The organism is Streptomyces sp. CRN 30, from assembly GCF_034105845.1.
In genome coordinates this window covers 1-21305 of record NZ_JAVRHI010000103.1, presented here as the reverse complement: position 1 = coordinate 21305, position 21305 = coordinate 1, and the positions used below count along the sequence as shown (strand labels likewise).

Here is a 21305-nt window from a genome sequence, read left to right as displayed (position 1 = left end):
GGCGGCGGCTCACCTCAGCTTCGGGTCGAGGGCGTCGCGCACCGCGTCGCCGAGCATGATGAACGCCAGGACGGTGATCGCGAGCGCTCCGGAGGGCCAGAGCAGCGCGTGCGGGGCGTTGCGGACGTAGGGGGCGGCGGCGGAGATGTCGATGCCCCAGGAGACGCTGGGCGGCTTCAGGCCGACGCCGAGGAAGGACAGGGTCGCCTCCAGCGAGATGTAGGTGCCGAGCGCGATGGTCGCCACGACGATGACGGGCGCGATCGCGTTGGGCGCGATGTGCCGCAGCAGCAGCCGGGAGCTGTCGGCGCCGAGGGCGCGGGCGGCCTGCACGTAGTCGTTCTGCTTGGCGGTGATGACCGAGCCGCGGGCGATGCGGGAGATCTGCGGCCAGCCCAGCAGGACGATGAAGCCGATCACCGGCCAGACGGTGTTGCTGGTGATGACGGAGAGCAGGACGAGGCCGCCGAGGACGACGGGGATCGCGAAGAAGATGTCGGTGATCCGGGAGAGGATCGCGTCCCACACCCCGCCGAAGAACCCGGCGAGCCCGCCGAGGACGCTGCCGAGGACGGCGACGCCGAGCGTGGACAGGACGCCGACCAGGACGGACGTACGGGCGCCGTAGACGGTGCGGGTGTAGACGTCGCAGCCCTGGCCGTTGAAGCCGAAGGGGTGACCGGAGCGGGAGCCCTCCTGGGCGTCGGCGAGTTCGCAGTGCAGCGGGTTGCCCGACGCGATCAGCGACGGCCAGACGGAGATGACGACCAGGAAGAGGATGACCAGCCCGGAGATGATGAAGACGGGGTTGCGGCGCAGGTCGTGCCAGGCGTCGGACCAGAGGCTGCGCGCCCGGCCACCGGAGGCGGCTGACGGATCCGGATCCTGGGGCCCCGTTCCGTCCGGGCCGCCGGGGGGCCGGCCGACGCTCGCGGCCTCGCTCGTCCCCAGGTCCATCTGCCCGCCCATGCCGGTGCCGGCGATGGCCGACCCGTCCGGCTTGTAGGGCTCCGGCGACGGCGACGAGGGCTCAGGCATAGCGGATCCTCGGGTCGAGTACGGCGTACAACAGGTCGACGAGGAGGTTGGCGACCAGGAAGACGAGCACAAGGACGGTGACGAAGCCGACGACGGTCTGGGTGTTCTGGCGAAGGATGCCCTGGTAGAGCTGGTAGCCGACGCCGTGGATGTTGAAGATGCGCTCCGTCACGATCGCCCCTCCCATCAGGGCGCCCACATCCGTACCGATGAAGGTGACCACCGGGATGAGCGAGTTGCGCAGCAGGTGCCGGGTGATGACCCGGCGGCGCGGCAGGCCCTTGGCGACGGCGGTGCGGACGTAGTCGGAGCGCCGGTTCTCCGCGATGGAGGTACGGGTCAGCCGGGTGACGTACGCCAGCGAGACCGAGGCGAGGACCAGGCCGGGCAGGATCAGCTCGTCCACGCGGGCCTCGGAGGAGACCGACGGCGCGATCCATCCCCACTTCACGCCGAGCAGCAGCTGGAGCAGCAGGCCGGTGACGAAGGTGGGGACGGAGATAACGACGAGGGTGAGCAGCAGCACCGCCGTGTCGACGGGGCGGCCGCGGCGCAGGCCGGTGAGGACGCCCAGGGTGATGCCGATGACGACCTCGAAGATCACGGCGATGATCGTCAGCCGGATGGTGACCGGGAAGGCCGTCCCCATCAGCTCGGTGACCGGCTGGCCGTTGAAGGCGGTGCCGAAGTCGCCGGTGAAGACGTTGCCCATGTAGGTCAGGTATTGCTGCCACACCGGCTTGTCGAGGCCGAACTCCCGTCTGAGCTGGGCGGCGGTGGCCGGGTCGCACTCCCGGTCGCCGCAGAGGCCCGCGATGGGGTCGCCCATCACGTTGACCATCAGGAAGATCAGCAGGGTGGCCCCGACGAAGACCGGGATCATCTGGAGCAGCCGTCGGATCACATAGCGGCCCACGGCGGATCAGCTCACCTTGATCTCGTTGTACACCGGGACGCTGAAGGGGTTGAGCTTCACGCCGGAGAGCCGGTCGGAGTAGCCGGCGCTGCCGTTCTGGTACCAGAGCGGGATGGCTGCCATGTTGTCCCGCAGCACCTCCTCGGCCTGCTGGAAGTCCTTGATCGCCGTCGCGGTGTCGGTCTCGCCGTTGGCCTTGTCGACGAGCCCGTCGAACTCGTCGTTCGACCAGTGGCCGTCGTTGGAGGAGGCGTCGGTGTAGTACAGCGGCTGGAGGAAGTTCTGGATGAGCGGGTAGTCCATCTGCCAGCCCGCCCGGAAGGGGCCGCTCATCTTCTTGTCGGTGATCTGGTTGCGGAAGTCGGCGAAGGTGCCGACGGGGTTGCCGACGCAGGCGCGGTCGTTGCCGAGGGCGTTGTTGATGGAGTTGCAGACGGCGTCGACCCACTGCTTGTGGGAGCCGGTGTCCGAGTTGTACGTGATCTTGACCTGGCCGCCGGGGAGGCCGCCGCCCTCCTGGATCAGCTTCTTGGCCTCGTCGGGCTTGTACTCGCACGCCTCGCCGCACAGGCCCTTCTTGTAGCCGCCGTCCTCGCCGAGCACCGGCGAGGTCCAGTCGGTGGCCGGGGTGCGGGTCTTCTGGAAGATCGTCTCGGTGATCTGGTCGCGGTCGATCGCCATGGAGAGGCCCTTGCGGACCTTCTCCGAACCGCTTCTGTTCCAGTCGTCGTCGTAGAAGGGGAAGGCGAGGGTCTGGATGATGCCGGCCGGGGTGTTGATGTACCGGTCGCCGAGGTCGCTCTTGACGTTCTTGAGCTGGGCGGCGGGCACGTCGTCGACCAGGTCGAGGTTGCCGGCCATCAGGTCGGTGTAGGCGGTGTTGTTGTCGGTGTAGACCTTGAGGTCGACGCCGCCGTTGGCTGCCTTGTCGTCGCCGGGGTAGTCGTCCCACTTGCGCAGGGACATCTGAGAGCCTCGGGTGTAGTTCTCGACCTGGTACGGGCCGTTGCCGACCGGCTTCTTCAGCCAGGCGTCGTGGTCGTCGAAGAAGGCCCGGGGCAGCGGGGCGTAGGCGGGGTAGCCGAGGGTGTCGGGGAAGGTCGAGAACTTCTGGTTCAGCTTGACCGTGAAGGTGCGGTCGCCGGTGACCTTCAGGCCCGAGAGGGTGTCGGCGCTCTGCTTGCCGCCGTCCTCGGGGTGGGCCTTGTCGTAGCCCTCGATGTAGCTGAAGAAGTAGGCGTTGCGCTGGTTGTTCTTCAGCGACGCCCCGTGGTTCCAGGCGTCGACGAAGGACTTCGCGGTGACCTTCTCGCCGTTGCTGAACGTCCAGCCGTCCTTGACGGTGACGGTGAAGTTCTGCGAGTCGGTCGTCTCGATCTTGTCGGCGAGCATGTTCTCGGCCTCGCCGGAGTCCGGGTCGTACCGCTTCAGCCCGCGGAAGATCATGTCGAGGACCTTGCCGCCCTGCACCTCGTTGGTGTTGGCGGGCTCCAACGGGTTCTGCGGGTCACCCCAGGACGAGCTGAGCACCGCGTCGGCGCCGCCACCGCTGCCGCCCCCTCCGCAGCCCGTCGCCGCGAGGGCTGCCGCCGCCGCGCACGCGATCCATCGGGCGTGCGTCGCTCCGCGCATGGAGTGCCTCCTCGTGCCGTGACCTCGTCCGCCGATCCGTTCCGGCCAGCTTCGGCAGCACAACGCTGTACCGCACACCCGTCCGGTCCGTACGGGTGAGCGGGAGGCCGCGCGGGCACGCCCGAGGGGCGGGAGGATCACCTCCCGCCCCTCGGATCAGGCGTGGCACAGCTGCGGCGGGATCAGCCCTCCACGTGGCCCTCCAGGGCCTTCAGACCCGGGTCCATCACGATGTCCTCGGACCTGGCCTCGGTGGTCGGCGCCTCGGGGAAGTGGCAGGCCGTCAGATGACCCGGCTCGGCACCCTCGATCCGGACCAGCGGTGGCTCCTCGGTCGCGCACTTGTCCTGGGCCTTCCAGCAGCGGGTGCGGAACCTGCAGCCGGACGGCGGGGCGATCGGCGAGGGCACGTCGCCTTCCAGGCGGATGCGCTCCTTGTTGTCCGCGTCGATGTCCGTGTCCGGCACGGCCGAGAGCAACGCGTGCGTATACGGGTGGCGAGGCCGGTTGTAGAGCGAGTCGCGGTCCGCGATCTCCACTATCTTGCCGAGGTACATGACAGCGACGCGCTGCGAGAAGTGCCGCACGATCGCCAGGTCGTGGGCGATGAAGACGAACGCGATGCCCATCTCCCGCTGCACTTCCTGCAGCAGGTTGACCACCTGGGCCTGGATCGACACGTCAAGGGCCGAGACCGGCTCGTCCGCGACGATCAGCTTGGGCTGCAGGGCGACGGCGCGGGCCACCCCGATGCGCTGACGCTGACCGCCGGAGAACTCGTGCGGGAAACGGTTGTAGTGCTCCGGGTTCAGGCCGACGATCTCCAGCAGCTCCCGCACGCGCTTCTCACGGCCGCCGGGCGGGTTGATGCCGTTGATCTCCATCGGGCCGGAGATGATCGTGCCCACGGTCTGCCGCGGGTTGAGCGCGGTGTACGGGTCCTGGAAGATCATCTGGATTTCGGACCTGACCGGCGCCAGCTGCTTCCGGCCGGCGTGGCTGATGTCCTGGCCCTTGTACTCGATCGTGCCCTCGGTGGGCTCGTAGAGCCGGGTCACCAGCCGGCCGGTGGTCGACTTGCCGCAGCCGGACTCGCCGACGAGGCCGAGGCTCTCTCCGGGGAAGACCTCGAAGTCAAGGCCGTCGACGGCCTTGACCGCGCCGACGGTGCGCCGGATCGGGAAGCCGCCCTTGATGGGGAAGTGCTTCCTCAGTCCGCTGACCTTGAGGAGCGGTGCTTCGCCGCCGTCCCGCTGCTGCGGGGTCGCGTCGGCGACCGCCGTGCTCGTTTTGGATGTGTCGCTCATGGTGATGCCCCAGTCGCCGGTTTCCGCTCAGCCCAGCCGGGGCTGAATCTTCTCGATGAACACCTGCTGCCGCTGTTCCGCAGTCAGGTGGCAGGCCGCTCCGCGCCCCAGGGAGAGCGTCGGCCGCTCGCCCGAGCAGCGCTCCCCGGACACCAGATCGGTGAAGCCGCACCGCGGGTGGAACGGGCAGCCGGTGGGCGGGTTGAGCAGCGAGGGCGGCGATCCTGGGATCGGCATCAGCGGCTCGTCGACGTCGGAGGAGAGCCTCGGCATCGACCCCAGCAGACCCCAGGCGTACGGGTGCTGAGGCGACTTGAGCACCTCGCGCACCGTGCCACGCTCGACCGCGCGACCCGCGTACATGACCATGATGTCGTCGGCCATGTTGCCGACCACACCCAGGTCGTGCGTGATCATGATGATCGCGGAGCCGAACTCCTGCTGGAGGTCCTTGAGCAGGTCGAGGATCTGCGCCTGCACGGTCACGTCCAGAGCGGTGGTCGGCTCGTCCGCGATGAGCAGGTCCGGGTCGCAGGCGAGCGCCATGGCGATCATCGCGCGCTGGCGCATACCGCCGGAGAACTGGTGCGGGTAGTCGTCGACCCGCTGCTGAGGGTGCGGGATGCCCACCTTCTCCAGCAGGTCGATGGCGCGAACCCGGGCGTCCCGCTTGGAAGCACCGTTGTGCTTCATGAAGGGCTCGCCGATCTGCCGGCCCACCGTGTAGTACGGCGACAGCGCGGTCAGCGCGTCCTGGAAGATCATCGCCATCTTCTTGCCGCGCAGCTTTTCCATCTGCTTCTCGCCGGCGTCGGTCAGCTCCTGACCGTCCAGCTTGATCGACCCGTCGATGGCGGTCTTCTTACGGTCGTGCAGGCCGAGGACGGCCAGGTTGGTCACCGACTTCCCGGAGCCGGACTCGCCCACGATGCCGAGAGTCCTGCCGCGCTCCAGGTCGAACGAGAGACCGTCCACCGCCTTGACGATGCCGCCCTCGGTGGAGAAGTGGACCTTGAGGTCGCGCACCGAGAGGAAGGCGTCGCCCGCGGTCGCCACCGGGGCGTCTTCTGGCTTGGTCTGAGTGGTCACGGTGGTTCTCCTAGGACAGGCGCACGCGCGGGTCGATGACGGCGTACAGGGCGTCCACGATCAGGTTGAAGACGACGATCAGCGCGGCACTGACCAGCATCACCCCCATGAGCATCGGCAGGTCCTTGTTGGTGACGGACTCCAGCGCGAGCCGGCCGAGACCGGCGAGGCCGAACGTCAGCTCCGTCACCATGCCGCCCGACAGCAGCGAGGAAAGGTCGATACCGAGGATGGTGATGATGGGAATGAGGGAACCGCGCCAGGCGTAGCGGAAGAAGACGTAGTTGCCGGCCATGCCCTTGGCGCGCGCGGCTTTGACGTGTTCTTCCTGGAGCTGCTCGATCATCGACGAGCGGCTCATACGCGTGTAGTTGGCGGTGAAGATGGTCGCCATGACGACCCAGGGGATCAACAGGCCCATGAACCAGCCGCCGGGGTCCTCCGAGAAGGGCACGTACTTCGGCTTGTCCAGCCATCCGGTGCTGTAGACCAGGGCGAGCATCACCAGCGGGCCGAGGAAGTAGATCTGCATCGAGCTGATGACCAGCGAGCCGGAGCTGAACGTCTTGTCCAGCCAGGTGCCGCGGTACTTCGCGGCCAGCAGGCCGGCGCCGAGACCGACGACGAGGAAGACCAGCAGGCTGCCCGCGGTCAGCGAGAGGGTCAGCGGGAAGCGGTCGACGATGGTGTCCCAGACGTTCTGGTTGTTGGCGAAGGAGACACCGAAGCAGGGGGCGGCACAGTGGCCGACCGCGAAGTCGCGGCCCGCGAAGATGCCGATGAGGAAGTTCCAGTACTGGACGGTGACCGGCTTGTCGAGGCCCAGGTTGGTGTGGATGATCGCCAGCGCATCCGGCGTGCAGTTCTTGCCACAGGCCAGCGTCGCCGGGTCCTGCGGGATCGCGAAGAACATGAAGAACGTGAACGCACTGATCAAGACCAGAATCAGCGCCGCGCCGAGCGTCCGGCGGAAGAGGAATTGAAGCATGGCAGGAAGCTGCTCTCAGGACGGCGGCGGTTCGGGGCAGGAGGGGGGAGAAATCTCCGGGGGCCGGTGGTGGTCGCTCCGCCGCGCGTCCACCACCGGCTTCCCGGCCGAGCCGGTTACTTCTTCAGGAAGATCCGCGTGACGTCCACGTAGCTGGAGTCAGAGCTGTAGCGGATGCCGCCGACGTTGGAACCGAAGATCTGGAAGACCTTGGTGTAGTAGATCGGGGCAGCCGGGTTGATCTTCTCGGAGATGTACTCGTTCAGCTCGGCCCAGGCCTTGGTGGCCTCCTCGGTGTCCGTGATCTTCTGGATACGGACGATCTCCGAGTTGACGTGGTCGTCGTTGATGTGGGCGTAGTTCGCCGAACCGTCCTGGATCTGCGTGCCGTCGTAGGACGGCGGGATGACCGTGGAGGCGGACGGCCAGTCCTGGCCCCAGCCGGTCATGTAGAGGTCGTAGCCGTTGTCGACCTTGCCGACCTGCTCGTACCAGGTGGCGGAGTCGATCTCCTTCTTCTGGATGTCGAGACCGATCTTGCCCAGCGCGTCGGCGATCAGTACGGCCTGCTGCTGCCGGACCGGGGTGTTGCCGTAGGCGTAGACGAGCTTCTTGCCCTTGAAGCCGCCCTCCTCGATCAGCTTCTTGGCTGCCTCGATGTCACCGTTGGGCTTCTTGGAGCGGTTGAACGGGTCGTAGGACTCGTCGTAGCCCGGCGTGGTGGGCGACATCAGCGAGTTGGCGGCCTCACCGCCGTAGGCACCGCCGTCGGCCTTGAAGACCGAGGTGGCCGGCAGCGCCAGGGAGATCGCGTCGCGGAGCTTCTTGTCCTTGACCCGGTCGAGGTTGAAGTTGAGCTGCCACACGTAGGGCGCGTAGCCCTGGATCGTGCGGTTGTCCATGGCGTCCTTGTCACCCACGACCGCCTGGAGCTGCGTGGTGGCGACCTGGCCCGTGAACATCATGGCGTTCTTGGCCTCGCCCTGGTCGGCGAGGAGGGTCTTGGTCTGGTCCTCGTCATCGTGGTTCATCTCGATGTCGAAGCCGTCCACGTACTGGTGACGCACCGAGTCGCTCTTCGCGTCCCACTGGTCGTTCTTGACCAGCTTCATGGACTTGCCGGGCTTGAACTCGGCGATCTTGTACGGACCGGTGGCGACGGGGTCGCTGTCGTACTTCTCCTTGGTGTCCGACTCCTCGGGCACGACGCTGTAACCGGGCATGGTCAGCATCTGCGGGAGGTCGGGCTGCGCGTCCTTGAAGTGGAAGACGACCGTCTTGTCGTCCGGCGTCTCCAGAACGTCGTCGGGCAGGTGCTTGCCCTTGTCCGGACCCGAGTAGGCCTTGCGGTAGGTGGTACCGGCCCCGGACAGCCACTGCTGCAGGTAGGTCGGACCGTCGGTGATGTACGACGAGTACATGCGCTCGATCGTGTGGCGGATGTCCGCCGAGTCGATCGCCTTGCCGTTCTCGTCCTTCAGGTCGTCCTTGAGCGTGTACGTCCAGGTCTTGCCACCGTCGGAGACCTTGCCCGCGTCGGTCGCGAGGTCACCCACGACGGTCAGGTTGCCCTTGTCGTCCTCGGAGTACTGCGTGAGGCCGCGGTATATGAGACGGCTGAGCAGCTTGCCGTCGGAAACGTAGATCTGCCCCGGGTCCAGGTGCGAGAAGTCCGCCTCCTGGTAGACGATCGCGGTGCCGCCCGCCGTGGCGCCCGCGACGTCGGGAGCCGGACCGGTGGACGCCTTGACGTCACCGATCTGCACCGGCTTCGACTGCGACTTGGCGTCGTCCTTCTGCTTGCTGTTGTCCTTCGCCGAGTTGTCGCTGCCGCCCCCGCCGCAGGCGGTGAGGGTGAGGGCGCCGGTGGCGACCGCGACGATCGCGGCCGTGGCGGTGCGGTTACGGAAGAGTCTCATGGGGACGGATCCACCTGCCTGTAAGTAGTGAGCACTGCTGGTACGCGACCGAGGCCGCCTGAATCGGCATCACGCCGGCCGAGCGAGGGTGTGGGGGGACTCCCCCCGTCCTCAGCGACCCGCCTTGGGGTCGAAGGCGTCCCGCACGGAGTCGCCGAGGAGGTTGAAGGCCACAACGAAGATCACCATGGCCACACCGGGGAAGAGCATGTAATAGGGGTCCTGCTCGACGATGCTGGCGCCGATGGAGAACATGCGCCCCCAGTCCGGGGTGGGTTCGACGTAGCCGACACCCACGAAGGAGAGGAAGGCGATGCTCAGGATCGTGCTCGGCAGCGTGAGCGTCGCCTGTACCAGCGTGGGCGTGACGACGTTCGGCAGCAGTTCCTTGCGGATGATGCGCCACGGTGACGCTCCGGAGATCCGCGCCGCCTCGATGAACTCCCGGTCCCGCAGGGACAGGGTGGCGGCCCTGACGATCCGCGCCATGCTCATCCAGCCGAGGAAGGAAAGCACGATGATGATCGCGCAGGCGCGCACGTAGGTGGGCGTCTCCTCGTCGGGCGCCACGAACACCGTGGTGATGACGGGCATCGCGGCGACGAAGAAGAGCTGGCTGGGCAGGGCCATGAAGAAGTCGGTGATCCGGCCGAGCCAGTAGTCGATCCTCCCGCCGAAGAAGCCGCTGGCGAGGCCGATCAGCAGACCCAGGACGGTCATCAGGATGGTGGCGGCGACCGCCGTGGCCAGCGAGGTGCGGATGCCGTACATCAGCTGGGTGAACACGTCCCGGCCCAGCCCCGGCTCGATACCGAACCAGAAGGTGCCGTCGATGCCGCCGTACGGCTTCGCCGGCATGGTGAACATGTCCAGCAGGTCCGGGTTGTCCTGACCGTAGAGCGTGTACGGGTTGGTACCGGACACCTTGGCGATCAGCGGCGCGGCCGCCGCGACCACGAAGAAGAACAGGACGACGAACGCGGAGACGACGCCGGTCCGGTCGCGCTTGAAGCGGCCCCACATGAGCTGGCTGGGACTGTGCCCCTCGGGTGTCGTGGGCCCTTTGGCGTCGTCCTGCGGCGCACTCTCTTTGTCCAAGAGGGGCGAGGTCTCAGCAGCCTCGGTCTCGATTGGACTCGTCATGGTTCGTCCATTTCACAGGTGTTGGAGGCCGTCGGAAGGGAACTGGGGATCCGGCGGCCTGCGCACGGCGTACGTCATTCGAAGCGCGGGAGGAAACAACGGTCGGACACCCTCAAGGAAGTGTGCGCCGCCAGGTCGTCACCGTTTCCACGGCGGCGTCGCTCGTGACACCTCTCATGGGTTCCTCCTCGTGAATTCCACATGTTCACCGCAAAGAGGAGCACACGACACGTTCCCGCCCTCACGCCGGTGCAGGATCTCGTCAGGTGCCCCCGCGCTCGCGAGCCTGCGCCGTCAGCGCGTGACCCGTTCAGCCGAGCTCTACGCGCATAACTATCTGCCATACCCCCGCAACCGAGCCACCCCCAAAGGTCTCGGTTCGATCACACCTTGCGCGTACTTCTCCCAAAATCCGGACAAACCCTTTGCAGATAGATGCCTGCGAAACGGACTTGTTACACATCTATCGGAGCAGGTGTCCGCAATGCGGACACCAGATTTGGAAATACGTTGACCAGGGAGACGGAACATGCCCTGCGGTGACGTGGAGTTCACCTCATCGGCGAGAGGATCTTGCAGAACGCGCCGTCAGGCTCGTAGAGTGCGTCGCTACTGGCGTGATCACTCACGTGAGCACCGGACACCGTACTCCTCGCCATGGCCCGAGAGCATGGCGATGAACGGGCCCAGACCCCCGAGGCAGCGGCCTGACAACACCCCTTTGGTCAGCCGCCCCTCGCGGACGGACTTTCACGGCCCATTGACCCGAGCCTGTCGAACGTCCGCTCCAGGGGAACGAGGGCCCGCGCCTCCCCGGCGCGGGCCCTCTTCGCCGTTCCCGGCGTCAGTCCTGATCCTCCTCCAGCGCCGCCAGCGCCGGATCAAGGACGATGTCCTCCTCGCGGGCCGTGATCGTCGGCTCCTCCGGGAAGTGGCAGGCGGTCAGGTGGCCGTCGTGGTTGCCTTCCAGGCGGACCAGCGGAGGGATCTCGGTGGCGCACTTGTCCTGCGCCTTCCAGCAGCGGGTGCGGAAGCGGCAGCCGGAGGGCGGCGAGATCGGGGACGGCACGTCGCCGGCGAGGCGGATGCGCTCGCGCCCCTCGCCCTCGCCGTCGGTCAGCGTCACCTCGGGGACGGCGGAGAGCAGCGCGTGGGTGTAGGGGTGCCGGGGCCGGGTGTAGATGGAGTCCCGGTCACCGACCTCGATCACCTTGCCGAGGTACATGACGGCGACGCGCTGGGAGAAGTGCCGGACGACGGCCAGGTCGTGGGCGATGAAGACGAAGGCGATGCCCAGCTCGCGCTGGACTTTCTGGAGCAGGTTGACGACCTGGGCCTGGATCGACACGTCCAGCGCGGAGACCGGCTCGTCCGCCACGATCAGCTTGGGTTCGAGGGCGAGCGCGCGGGCGACGCCGATGCGCTGACGCTGGCCGCCGGAGAACTCGTGCGGGAAGCGGTTGTAGTGCTCGGGGTTGAGGCCGACGATCTCCAGCAGTTCGCGGACGCGCTTCTCGCGGCCCCCGGCCGGGTTGATGCCGTTGATCTCCATCGGGCCCGAGATGATCGTGCCGACCGTCTGCCGCGGGTTCAGCGAGGAGTACGGGTCCTGGAAGATCATCTGGATCTCGGAGCGGATCGGCGCCAGCTGCCTGCGGCCCGCGTGCGAGATGTCCTGGCCCTTGTAGAGGACCTTGCCCGCGGTGGGCTCCAGAAGGCGGGTGATCAGCCGGCCCGTGGTCGACTTGCCGCAGCCGGACTCCCCCACCAGGCCGAAGCTCTCCGCGACGCCGACGGTCAGGTCGACGCCGTCCACAGCCTGGACCTGGCCCACGGTCCGGCGGATCGGGAAACCGCCCTTCACCGGGAAGTGCTTGGTCAGTCCCTCCGTCACCAGCAGCGGCTCCCCGGAGGTGCCGGCCGCGGACTCCCGCGGGGCGGGGAGGGCGAGGTCTTCTTTCATTGCTCCTCTTTCATGCGGCAGGTGCTGAACGCTCAGGAGCCCCGGCGGCCCCTACCCCAGCCGGGGCCTGATCTCCTCGGTGAAGATGGTCTGCTTCTGCTCCGCGGTCAGGTGGCAGGCCGAGGAACGGTCCGGGCCCAGCAGCGGGCGTTCGGTGACGCAGCGGTCGCCGCCCACCCGGTCCTTGAAGACGCACCGGGGGTGGAAGCGGCAGCCGGAGGGCGGGTCGAGCAGCGACGGCGGCGTGCCGGCGATCGGCTCCAGCTCCGCGTCGAGGTCGGAGTCGAGGCGCGGCATGGAGTTCAGCAGACCCCAGGTGTACGGGTGCCTGGGCGAGCGCAGCACCTCGTCCACCGTGCCGCGCTCCACCGCGCTGCCCGCGTACATCACCATGATGTCGTCGGCCATGTCGGCGATGACGCCGAGGTCGTGGGTGATGAAGACGATCGCCGAGCCGAACTCCTGCTGGAGGTCCTTGAGCAGGTCGAGGATCTGCGCCTGGACCGTCACGTCGAGGGCGGTGGTCGGCTCGTCGGCGATCAGCAGGTCGGGGTCGCAGACCAGCGCCATGGCGATCATCGCGCGCTGGCGCATACCGCCGGAGAACTGGTGCGGATAGTCCTTGGCCCGCTGCTCGGGGTTGGGGATGCCGACCTTGCCGAGCATCTCCACGGCCCGCGCCCAGGCGTCCTTCTTGGAGGCGCCGGTGTGCTTCGCGTACGGCTCGGCGATCTGCCGGCCCACCGCGTAGTACGGCGACAGCGCGGTCAGCGGGTCCTGGAAGATCATGGCGGCCTTGTTGCCGCGCAGCCGCTCCAGTTCCCTCTCGGTGGCGGTGACGAGTTCCTTGCCGTCGAGCAGGATCTCGCCGTCGATCGTGGTGGTGCGGGGGTTGTGCAGTCCCAGGATGGTCAGGTTGGTCACGGACTTGCCGGAGCCGGACTCGCCGACGATGCCCAGGGTCCTGCCGCGCTCGACGTCGAAGGACAGCCCGTCGACCGCCTTGACGACACCGTCCTCCGTGGCGAACCGCACGCTCAGGTCGCGGACCGAGAGGAACCCCTCCGGGCCGGTCGGGGCCGGCGCGCCCTCGGGCTTGGTCACTGTGGTCACGGTGGTGCCCTCTTCCTAACTGAAGATCCCTGGTCAGAGCCGGACGCGCGGGTCGATCCAGGCGTACGCGATGTCGGTGAGGATGTTGAGGATCAGGATGACGAAGGCGCCGACGAGCATGACGCCCATGGTCAGCGGCAGGTCCTTGTGGACCGCGCCGTCCACGGCGAGGCGTCCGATGCCCTGCAGCGAGAAGGTCAGCTCGGTGACGACCGCGCCGCCGAGCAGGCTGGAGAGGTCGATGCCGAGGATGGTGACGATCGGGATGAGAGAGCCGCGCCAGGCGTAGCGGAAGAAGACGTACCGCTGGGACATGCCCTTGGCGCGGGCGGTGCGCACGTGGTCCTCGGCGAGCTGCTCGATCAGCGAGGAGCGCGCCATACGGGTGTACTGGGCGGTGAAGATGGTGGCCATCACGACCATGGGGATGGACAGGCCGATCGCCCAGCCGAGCGGGTCCTCGGTGATAGGGACGTACTTGGGGTCCTCCATCCAGCCGGTGCCGTAGACGAAGATCGTCAGGGCGATGGGGCCGAGGAAGTAGATCTGGAACGAGCTGAGCACCATGGAGGTGCCGGTGGCCACCTTGTCGACGGAGGTCCCCCGCCGGAAGGCGGCGAGCATGCCCGTTCCGACCCCGACCACGAGGAACACGATCATCGCGCCGATGGTCAGCGACAGGGTCAGCGGGAAGCGGTCCTTGATGGTCTCCCACACCAGGTCGCCCGAGTAGAAGGACTGCCCCAGGCAGGGCGCCGGGCAGTGGCCCTGGGGGAAGTCGCGCCCCATGACGATGCCGGACATGAAGTCCCAGAACTGCTGGGCGATCGGCAGGTTGAGACCGAGGGCCTCGCGGATGTCCTCCAGGCGGCCGGCCGAGCAGTCCTTGCCACAGGCCAGGGACGCGTAGTCGGACGGCGCGGCGACGAAGAGGAAGAAGGTGGCCGCACCGATCAGGAACAGGGTGACGGCGGCTCCGACCGTGCGCCGGATGATGAACTGAAGCATGGCGGTTGGGCTGCTCTCTGCGGAGGTGGTCGGGAGGTGACACGGGCCCCGCGCGGGGTGCGCTCCGCCTGGTGCGCACCCCGCGCGGGTCAGCCGTGGTGCGTCACGACTTCAGGAACAGCTGGCCGACGTCGATGTAGCTGGACTCGGTGCTGTAGCGGGCGCCGCCGATGTTCGAGCCGTAGAGCTGGAACTGCTTCGTGTACCACAGCGGAGCGGCCGGGTTGATCTTCTCCAGGATGTAGTGGTGCGCTTCCTTCCAGGTCGCGGCCGCCTCGGTCGGCTCCTGGGTGAGCGCCTTCTTGATCAGCTCCTGGACCTTGGGGTCGTCCACGTGCGAGTAGTTCGCGGAGCCGTCGGCGACCTGGTCACCGTCGTAGATCGGGGTGACGACCGTACCCGGGGACGGCCAGTCCTGGCCCCAGCCGGTGATGTAGACGTCGTAGGGGTTGTCCAGCTTGCCGATCTGCTCGTAGAAGCTGGCCGAGTCGACCTCCTTGGAGACGACCTCGATGCCGACCTTCTTCAGCGCGTCCTCGACGGCGACCTTGTGCTTCTGGCCCGCCTCGTTGTTGCGGTAGGCGTGGACGATCGTCTTCTCGGAGTCCGGGACGTCCGCGAGGAGTTCCTTGGCCTTCTCCAGGTTGCCGGCCGGGGTCTTGAGACGGCCGTACGGGTCGTAGCTCGCCTCGTAGCCCGGCAGCGTCGGCGCGAACAGGTTGGGCGCGACGTCACCGCCGTACGCGCCGCCCTCGCCCGCGATGAGCGACTTGGAGTTGAGGGCGTAGGTGATGGCGTCGCGGACCGCCTTGTTCTTCACCCGGTCCAGGTTGAAGTTGAGCACCATCACGTACGGCTGGTAGCCCTTGATGGTCCGCTTGTTGACCGCCGGGTCGCTGACCGCGTCCTGGATCTGGGTGGACTCCACGGCGCCGGTGAGCTGGATGGCGTTCTTGGCGTCGCCCTGGTCGGCGATGAGCCGCTTGGTCTGGGTGGACTCGGTGACACCGAAGTCGAAGTCGTAGCCGTCGACGTACTGGTGGCGCACGGAGTCGGTCTTGGCGTCCCAGTTCTCGTTCTTGACGAGGGTGAGGCTCTTGCCGACCTTGTACTCGGCGATCTTGTACGGGCCGGTGGCGACGGGGGCCTTGTCGTACTTCTCCTTGGTGTCGGTCTTCTCCGGCACCACGGAGTAGCCCGGCATGGCCAGTGTCTGCGGCAGGTCGGGGCGCGGGATGTCGAAGTGGAAGACGACCGTCTTGTCGTCCGGCGTGTCCAGGACGGTGTCCGGCAGGTGCTTGGAGCCGTATCCGCCGTCGGGCAGCGCCTTGCGGTAGTCCGCGCCGCTCAGCCACGTCTGGAGGTAGGTCGGGCCGTCGAAGATGAACTTCGCGTACTGGCGCTCGACGGTGTGCCGGATGTCGGCGGACGTGATCGGGTTGCCGTTCGCGTCCTTGACGCCGTCCTTCAGCGTGAAGGTCCAGGTCTTGCCGCCGTCGGAGGACGTGCCGGAGTCGGTGGCGAGGTCGCCGACGACCGAGACACCGCCCTTGCCGTCCTCCTGGAAGTTGGTCAGGCCGCGGAACATCAGGTTGGCGACCTGGCCGGCGTCGGAGACGTAGATCTGGCCCGGGTCCAGGTGGGTCAGGCCCTGCTCCTGGTAGACCTGGATGGTGCCGCCGCTCTTGGCGCCGGGCACCTCCTCGGCGGGACCGGTCGAGGCGGCGGCGTCCGCGTAGGCGACGGCCTTCGACTGGACCGCGGCCTCCTTCTGGTCCTCCTTGGAGTCCTTGCCGGAGTCGCCGCCCTTGTTCTCCGAGCAGCCCGTGAGGACCAGTGAGCCCGCCGCGAGCGCGACCAGCGCGGCCCGCGCGGATCGGGAATTGAGCGTGTTCATGTGGTGATGCACCTGCCTGTCGGGTTGGTAAGCCACTGACCACTGCCACTGACCACTGCTGTGCACTGCCTGACGCGGCCGGCGAGGCCGACGAAAGGGGCGGCAGTCCCCCCACCCACCGATGGACCCTCGACGGACCCCCGTTACCGGCCTGCTCCCCTTACCGGCCTGATTTGGGGTCGAGAGCGTCCCGGACGGCATCTCCGAGGAGGTTGAAACAGAGCACGAAGATCACCAGAGCGACGCCGGGGAAGAACATGAACGCCGGGTCCTGCTCGGCGACCTTGGCTCCTGTGGCGAACATGCGTCCCCAGTCGGGGGTCGGCTCGACGAAGCCCACCCCCGCGAAGGAGAGGAACGCGATGGTGAGGATCGTGCTGGGAAGCTGGTACGTGAACTGCACCAGGATCGGGGAGACGACGTTGGGCAGGATCTCCTTGCGGACGATCCGCCAGGGGGAGGCGCCGGCGACCTTGGCCGCCTCGACGAACTCCCGCTCCCGCAGGGACAGCACCGTGGACCGCACCAGCCGGGACATGCCCATCCAGCCGAGCAGCCACAGCACGATGAGGATGGCCAGCGCCCGGAAGTACGTGGGCGTCTCCTCCCTCGGGTCCACGAAGAACGCGGTGACCACGGGCATGAAGGCGATGAAGAACAGTTGCTGCGGGAAGGAGAGGAAGAAGTCGGTGACGCGGCCGAGGAAGTAGTCGGTCCGGCCGCCGAAGTAGCCGCCGACGAGCCCGATCACGACACCGGTCACCATGAGCAGGGTGCTCACACCCAGCGCCATGTACAGCGAGGTGCGCATGCCGTAGAGCAGCATGGTGAAGACGTCCCGGCCGAACTGCGGCTCGACGCCGAACCAGTGCTCCGCCGAGACCCCGCCGAAGTAGCCGAGCGGGAGGCCGAAGTCGTCGAGGACGGGATTCTCCGCGACGTACTCGGGGTCCTGCCCGTACAGGGTGTACGGGTCCTTGCCGTACAGGGCGCTGATCACCGGCGCGAGCGCGGCGATGACGAAGTAGGCCAGGACGACCCAGGCGCAGACGACGCCGGTGCGGTCGCGCTTGAAGCGCAGCCACATCAGCTTGCCCGGGGAGCGGCCCTGGAGCCGCTCCGCCGCGGGTTTATCTTCCGGTTGCGGCGCGCCGTCGACGACGGCCGCTGCTCCGCCGCCCTCGATCTCGATAGGACTTGTCACAGTTCGCCCATTTCACAGGTGTGGGTGTGCCGGACCCGCGGCCCGCGCTGGACACGCGCGGCCGGGGCCGGGCTCATGAGGAAGCGACAGGGCTGCCCGCGGAGGGCGGGAAACCCGCAGCCGGACGCGCGTAGCCGCGAGGCGTCGCGTCGACGGCCTGCCGGTTCCTCAGGGCCGGTCGCCGTGGACCGGCGCACACTCGGCGGCGAGGGACCGCGCTCGTACGACCCACCTGGTGCTCGTGACACCGCGCATGGGGTTCCTCCTCATGACTCCACGTGTTCACCGACAGGAGGGGGCGCACGTCCGGCTTCCGACACCCCTGACGGAAGTTCAGACGCCCCCTGGTGCTCGTGAGTCGGCGCTGTCCCCACAGCGCGAACCCATTGACCCGAGCGCTACGCGGCTAACTATCTGCCATGACCAGAAGAACCGACCACCGTCTTTAAATCTCAATTCAGTCACAGCTGGCGCCCAGATCTTCCAAAATTTGGACAAACTGTTCGGGACGAGAAGGCCGCGAAACGGACGTGTTACATAGCTATCGGTCGCCGATCTCCGCATGCCGAACACCGGCCTGTGAAAAGGGAGTTGCGCAGGAGGAGGGATGTGCGGACACGGAAAAGCCCGGGTGCCCCTCGCGGGGGCACCCGGGCTTCCGGGAGAGCGGTGGATCAGCCGTGCTTGGCGCGGCTCGCGGCGCGGGCGCGCTCACGGGCGTCCAGGTTCACCTTGCGGATGCGAACGGCCTCCGGGGTGACCTCGACACACTCGTCGTCGCGGCAGAACTCCAGGGACTGCTCCAGCGAGAGCTTGCGCGGCGGGACGATCGCCTCGAACGAGTCGGCCGAGGACGACCGCATGTTGGTGAGCTTCTTCTCCTTGGTGATGTTGACGTCCATGTCGTCGGAGCGCGAGTTCTCGCCGACGATCATGCCCTCGTACACCTCGGTGCCGGGCTCCGTGAAGAGCACGCCGCGCTCCTGGAGGTTCGTCATCGCGAACGCGGTGACGGCGCCGGAGCGGTCGGCGACCAGCGAGCCGTTGTTACGCGTGGTGAGCGTGCCGAACCAGGGCTCGTGGCCCTCGTGGATGGAGTGCGCGATGCCGGTGCCGCGGGTCTGGGTGAGGAACTCGGTGCGGAAGCCGATCAGGCCGCGGGAGGGGACGACGAACTCCATGCGGACCCAGCCGGAGCCGTGGTTGGACATGTTGTCCATGCGGCCCTTGCGGACGCCCATGAGCTGGGTGACCGCGCCCATGTGCTCCTCGGGCACGTCGACCGTCATGCGCTCGACCGGCTCGTAGGTCTTGCCCTCGACGTCCTTGGTGACGACCTGCGGCTTGCCGATGGTCAGCTCGAAGCCCTCGCGGCGCATCTGCTCGACCAGGATGGCCAGCGCCAGCTCGCCGCGGCCCTGCACCTCCCAGGCGTCGGGGCGCTCGGTGTCCAGGACGCGGAGGCTGACGTTACCGATCAGCTCGCGGTCCAGGCGGTCCTTGACCTGGCGGGCGGTGACCTTGCGGTCCTTGACCGCCGCCTTGTTGTCGGCGCCCTTGCCGGAACCGCCGCGGCCGACCAGTGGGGAGGTGTTGGTGCCGATGGTCATGGAGATCGCGGGCTCGTCGACCGTGATCAGCGGCAGCGGCAGCGGGTTCTCCGGGTCGGCCAGCGTCTCGCCGATCATGATGTCCGGGATACCGGCGACCGCGCAGATGTCACCGGGGCCGGCCTTCTCGGCGGGCTTGCGGGTGAGCGCCTCGGTCATCATCAGCTCGGAGATCCGCACGTTCTGCGTGGACCCGTCGCGCTTGAGCCAGGCGACCGTCTGGCCCTTCTTCAGCTCGCCCTGGTGGACGCGGAGCAGCGCGATGCGGCCGAGGAAGTTGTCGGCGTCCAGGTTGGTGACGTGGGCCTGGAGCGGGGCGTCCTCCTCGTAGGTGGGCGCCGGGATGTGCTGGAGGATCGTGGAGAAGAACGGCTCCAGGCTGTCGGAGTCGGTCGGGACGGTGCCGTCCTCCGGCTTGGTCAGCGAGGCGATGCCGTCACGGCCGCAGGCGTAGACGATCGGGAACTCGATCTGCTCCTCGTCCGCGTCCAGGTCGAGGAAGAGGTCGTAGGTCTCGTTGACGACCTCGTCGATGCGGGCGTCGGGCCGGTCCGTCTTGTTGATGCACAGGATGATCGGCAGCCGCTGGCTGAGCGCCTTGCGGAGCACGAAGCGGGTCTGCGGCAGCGGACCCTCGGAGGCGTCGACCAGCAGCACCACACCGTCCACCATCGACAGGCCGCGCTCGACCTCGCCACCGAAGTCGGCGTGGCCGGGGGTGTCGATGATGTTGATCGTGATGACGTCGCCGCCATCCTTCGGGTGGTACTTGACCGCCGTGTTCTTCGCCAGGATCGTGATGCCCTTCTCACGCTCCAGGTCGTTCGAGTCCATCATGCGGTCGTCGACGCCTTCGAGCTGGTGGGCGGCGAAGGCACCGGCCTGCTTGAGCATTCCGTCGACGATCGTGGTCTTGCCGTGGTCGACGTGGGCGACGATGGCGACGTTGCGGATGTCGTGACGCGTTACGGACACAGCCATGGTGCGGCGTTCTCCCGAAGGTGGTGAGGACGGCCAGGTCTGCGCGCTGGCCTTCGCCGGGCTCGGTGACGCCTCGGCCTTTTCCCTCCCATGGTACGGGGCGGCCGGAAGTGGCCTCCCTCACCCCTGGCGGCATGTGCATGAAGAACGCCTCACGACGCGGGGCTCGCGGGCCGTCCGCCGCCTGCCGCGCCCTTCTTCAGGTAGCCCATGTCCTCGTAGACCGGCGTCGCGAAGCCGAAGGCGCCCGCGTTGGCGAGGTTCTCCCGGGCGGCCGTGAGCTGCGGGCGCTGGTACAGCGGGAGGGAGCCGGCGCTCGCCCAGATCCGGGAGTCGGCCTTGCGGATCAAGGTACGGGCCTCCTTCTCGTCCAGCGTGCCGATGGCCTGGTCGAACAACTGATCGACCTGGTCGGTGCCGACCCTGGTGTAGTTCTGCTCGACGTTGAGCGAGCCGTCGGCGGCCGGGACCGGCTTGGCGTAGATGGGCCGGGCGTCGGTGGCGGGGAAGGCCGAGGCGGGCCAGGAGTAGAGCGCGAGGTCGTAGCTGCCGTTGGCGATGTGGTCGCGGAAGTAGCTCTCGTCGGCGACCTTGGTGATGTCGGTGCGGATACCGATCCGCTTCAGCATGGCGGTGACACGGTCGGCGACCGTGCGCAGCGTCGCGGAGCCGGGGCCCGAGGGAAGCACGAAGCGGAGTGTCAGCGGCTTGCCGTTCTTGGCCAGGGGCGCCGCCGCCGCGCCGGCCGGGGCCGGGGTGCCCTTGGGGGCGTAGGCGCCGGGGGCGCCGCCCTGCGCCTTGTTCTGCTCCCCGCCCTGCCGCTCGCCCTCGCGCTTCTCGTCACTGCCGCGAGCACCGTCGCCGTCGCCGTCGCTGTTCTCGTTCTTGCCGTCGCGGCCCGCGTCGCCGTCGTTCTTCTCGTCCTCCCCCACGATGTACGTGCCGTCGTCGCCGCCCGGGGAGTCGCTCCCGGACGTGCCGGGGCTCTTCGACGACCCCTCCTCGGCGCCGGCCGCCTTCTCGCCCTTCTTCTTCCCGACCGGCCCGCCGGGCACCCACCCGGCGTCCGCGAGCAGGGCGCGGGCCTCCTCGACGTCCGGCCCGCCGAGCGCGCCGCTGCCGTCGGCGTAGGCGTCCTGTCCGGCCACCGCGAGGTGGCTGCCGAGCGGTTCCGCCGGGAGGCCGAGCGGCCCCAGGACCGCCTCGGCCAGTTCCTCGCGGTCGACGGCGCGGGCGACGGCGCGGCGGACCCGTTCGTCGGCGAGCGGCCCGTCGGCGCCGTTGAGGGCGAGCTGGGTGTAGGCGGGCTCCAGGGACTTGCGGACGTCGAAGCCGCTGAGGGCGGCCCGCCGGCGCTCCGCCTTGGCGAGGGCCTTGCGCCGCTTCTCGCGCGCGAGCGTCTCCTCGTCCGCGGCCTCCTCGTCGGAGCCGTTGGCGACCGCCCAGGAGCGCAGCGCGGCGGCGGCCGACCGCGCGGAGCCGCCGCCGGGCCCGGCC

Annotated in this window: 15 protein-coding genes; all 15 read right to left on the bottom strand. The window is 68.0% G+C overall.

Annotation, left to right across the window (positions count from 1 at the left end):
- Nucleotides 1-9: 9 nt before the first annotated feature.
- On the bottom strand, nt 10-1038 hold the full coding sequence (locus UW392_RS09870; RefSeq protein ID WP_320774533.1) for an ABC transporter permease: 1029 nt from the start codon (nt 1036-1038) through the stop codon (nt 10-12).
- On the bottom strand, nt 1031-1954 hold the full coding sequence (locus tag UW392_RS09865; protein ID WP_320774532.1) for an ABC transporter permease: 924 nt from the start codon (nt 1952-1954) through the stop codon (nt 1031-1033). Before UW392_RS09865 ends, UW392_RS09870 begins: the two co-directional genes overlap by 8 nt.
- A 6-nt stretch (nt 1955-1960) precedes the next feature.
- A complete protein-coding gene (locus UW392_RS09860; protein WP_320774531.1) occupies nt 1961-3586 on the bottom strand; it encodes an ABC transporter substrate-binding protein in 1626 nt (541 codons plus the stop codon).
- Between the two features lie 182 nt (nt 3587-3768).
- The gene (locus tag UW392_RS09855) at nt 3769-4893 is read right to left on the bottom strand and encodes an oligopeptide/dipeptide ABC transporter ATP-binding protein (protein WP_320774530.1); all 1125 of its coding nucleotides are present in this window, start codon (nt 4891-4893) and stop codon (nt 3769-3771) included.
- Nucleotides 4894-4920: 27 nt separating this feature from the next.
- A complete protein-coding gene (locus UW392_RS09850) occupies nt 4921-5982 on the bottom strand; it encodes an ABC transporter ATP-binding protein (RefSeq protein ID WP_320774529.1) in 1062 nt (353 codons plus the stop codon).
- 10 nt (nt 5983-5992) lie between these two features.
- Nucleotides 5993-6970, bottom strand: coding sequence for an ABC transporter permease (locus UW392_RS09845; RefSeq protein ID WP_320774528.1), 978 nt, complete (start codon nt 6968-6970; stop codon nt 5993-5995).
- Between the two features lie 116 nt (nt 6971-7086).
- The gene (locus UW392_RS09840) at nt 7087-8889 is read right to left on the bottom strand and encodes an ABC transporter substrate-binding protein (RefSeq protein WP_320774527.1); all 1803 of its coding nucleotides are present in this window, start codon (nt 8887-8889) and stop codon (nt 7087-7089) included.
- Between the two features lie 111 nt (nt 8890-9000).
- Nucleotides 9001-10032, bottom strand: coding sequence for an ABC transporter permease (locus UW392_RS09835; protein ID WP_320774526.1), 1032 nt, complete (start codon nt 10030-10032; stop codon nt 9001-9003).
- Between the two features lie 844 nt (nt 10033-10876).
- Entirely contained in the window at nt 10877-11995 is a 1119-nt protein-coding gene (locus tag UW392_RS09830; RefSeq protein WP_320774525.1) for an oligopeptide/dipeptide ABC transporter ATP-binding protein, read from the bottom strand.
- Nucleotides 11996-12046: 51 nt separating this feature from the next.
- Nucleotides 12047-13108 (bottom strand): ABC transporter ATP-binding protein, encoded by a 1062-nt coding sequence (locus UW392_RS09825; protein ID WP_320774524.1) that lies wholly within the window; start codon nt 13106-13108, stop codon nt 12047-12049.
- Nucleotides 13109-13141: 33 nt separating this feature from the next.
- The gene (locus UW392_RS09820) at nt 13142-14116 is read right to left on the bottom strand and encodes an ABC transporter permease (protein WP_320774523.1); all 975 of its coding nucleotides are present in this window, start codon (nt 14114-14116) and stop codon (nt 13142-13144) included.
- A gap of 103 nt (nt 14117-14219) precedes the next feature.
- Nucleotides 14220-16013 carry an ABC transporter substrate-binding protein gene (locus tag UW392_RS09815; RefSeq protein ID WP_320774522.1) on the bottom strand — a complete coding sequence of 598 codons (1794 nt, stop codon included), beginning with the start codon at nt 16011-16013 and terminating at the stop codon, nt 14220-14222.
- 160 nt (nt 16014-16173) lie between these two features.
- Nucleotides 16174-17217 (bottom strand): ABC transporter permease, encoded by a 1044-nt coding sequence (locus UW392_RS09810; protein ID WP_320774521.1) that lies wholly within the window; start codon nt 17215-17217, stop codon nt 16174-16176.
- Nucleotides 17218-17891: 674 nt separating this feature from the next.
- Entirely contained in the window at nt 17892-19808 is a 1917-nt protein-coding gene (gene typA / locus UW392_RS09805) for a translational GTPase TypA (RefSeq protein WP_320774520.1), read from the bottom strand.
- Nucleotides 19809-19960: 152 nt separating this feature from the next.
- The coding region (locus tag UW392_RS09800; protein ID WP_320774519.1) for an ABC transporter substrate-binding protein at nt 19961-21305 on the bottom strand (1345 nt) is incomplete at its 5' end.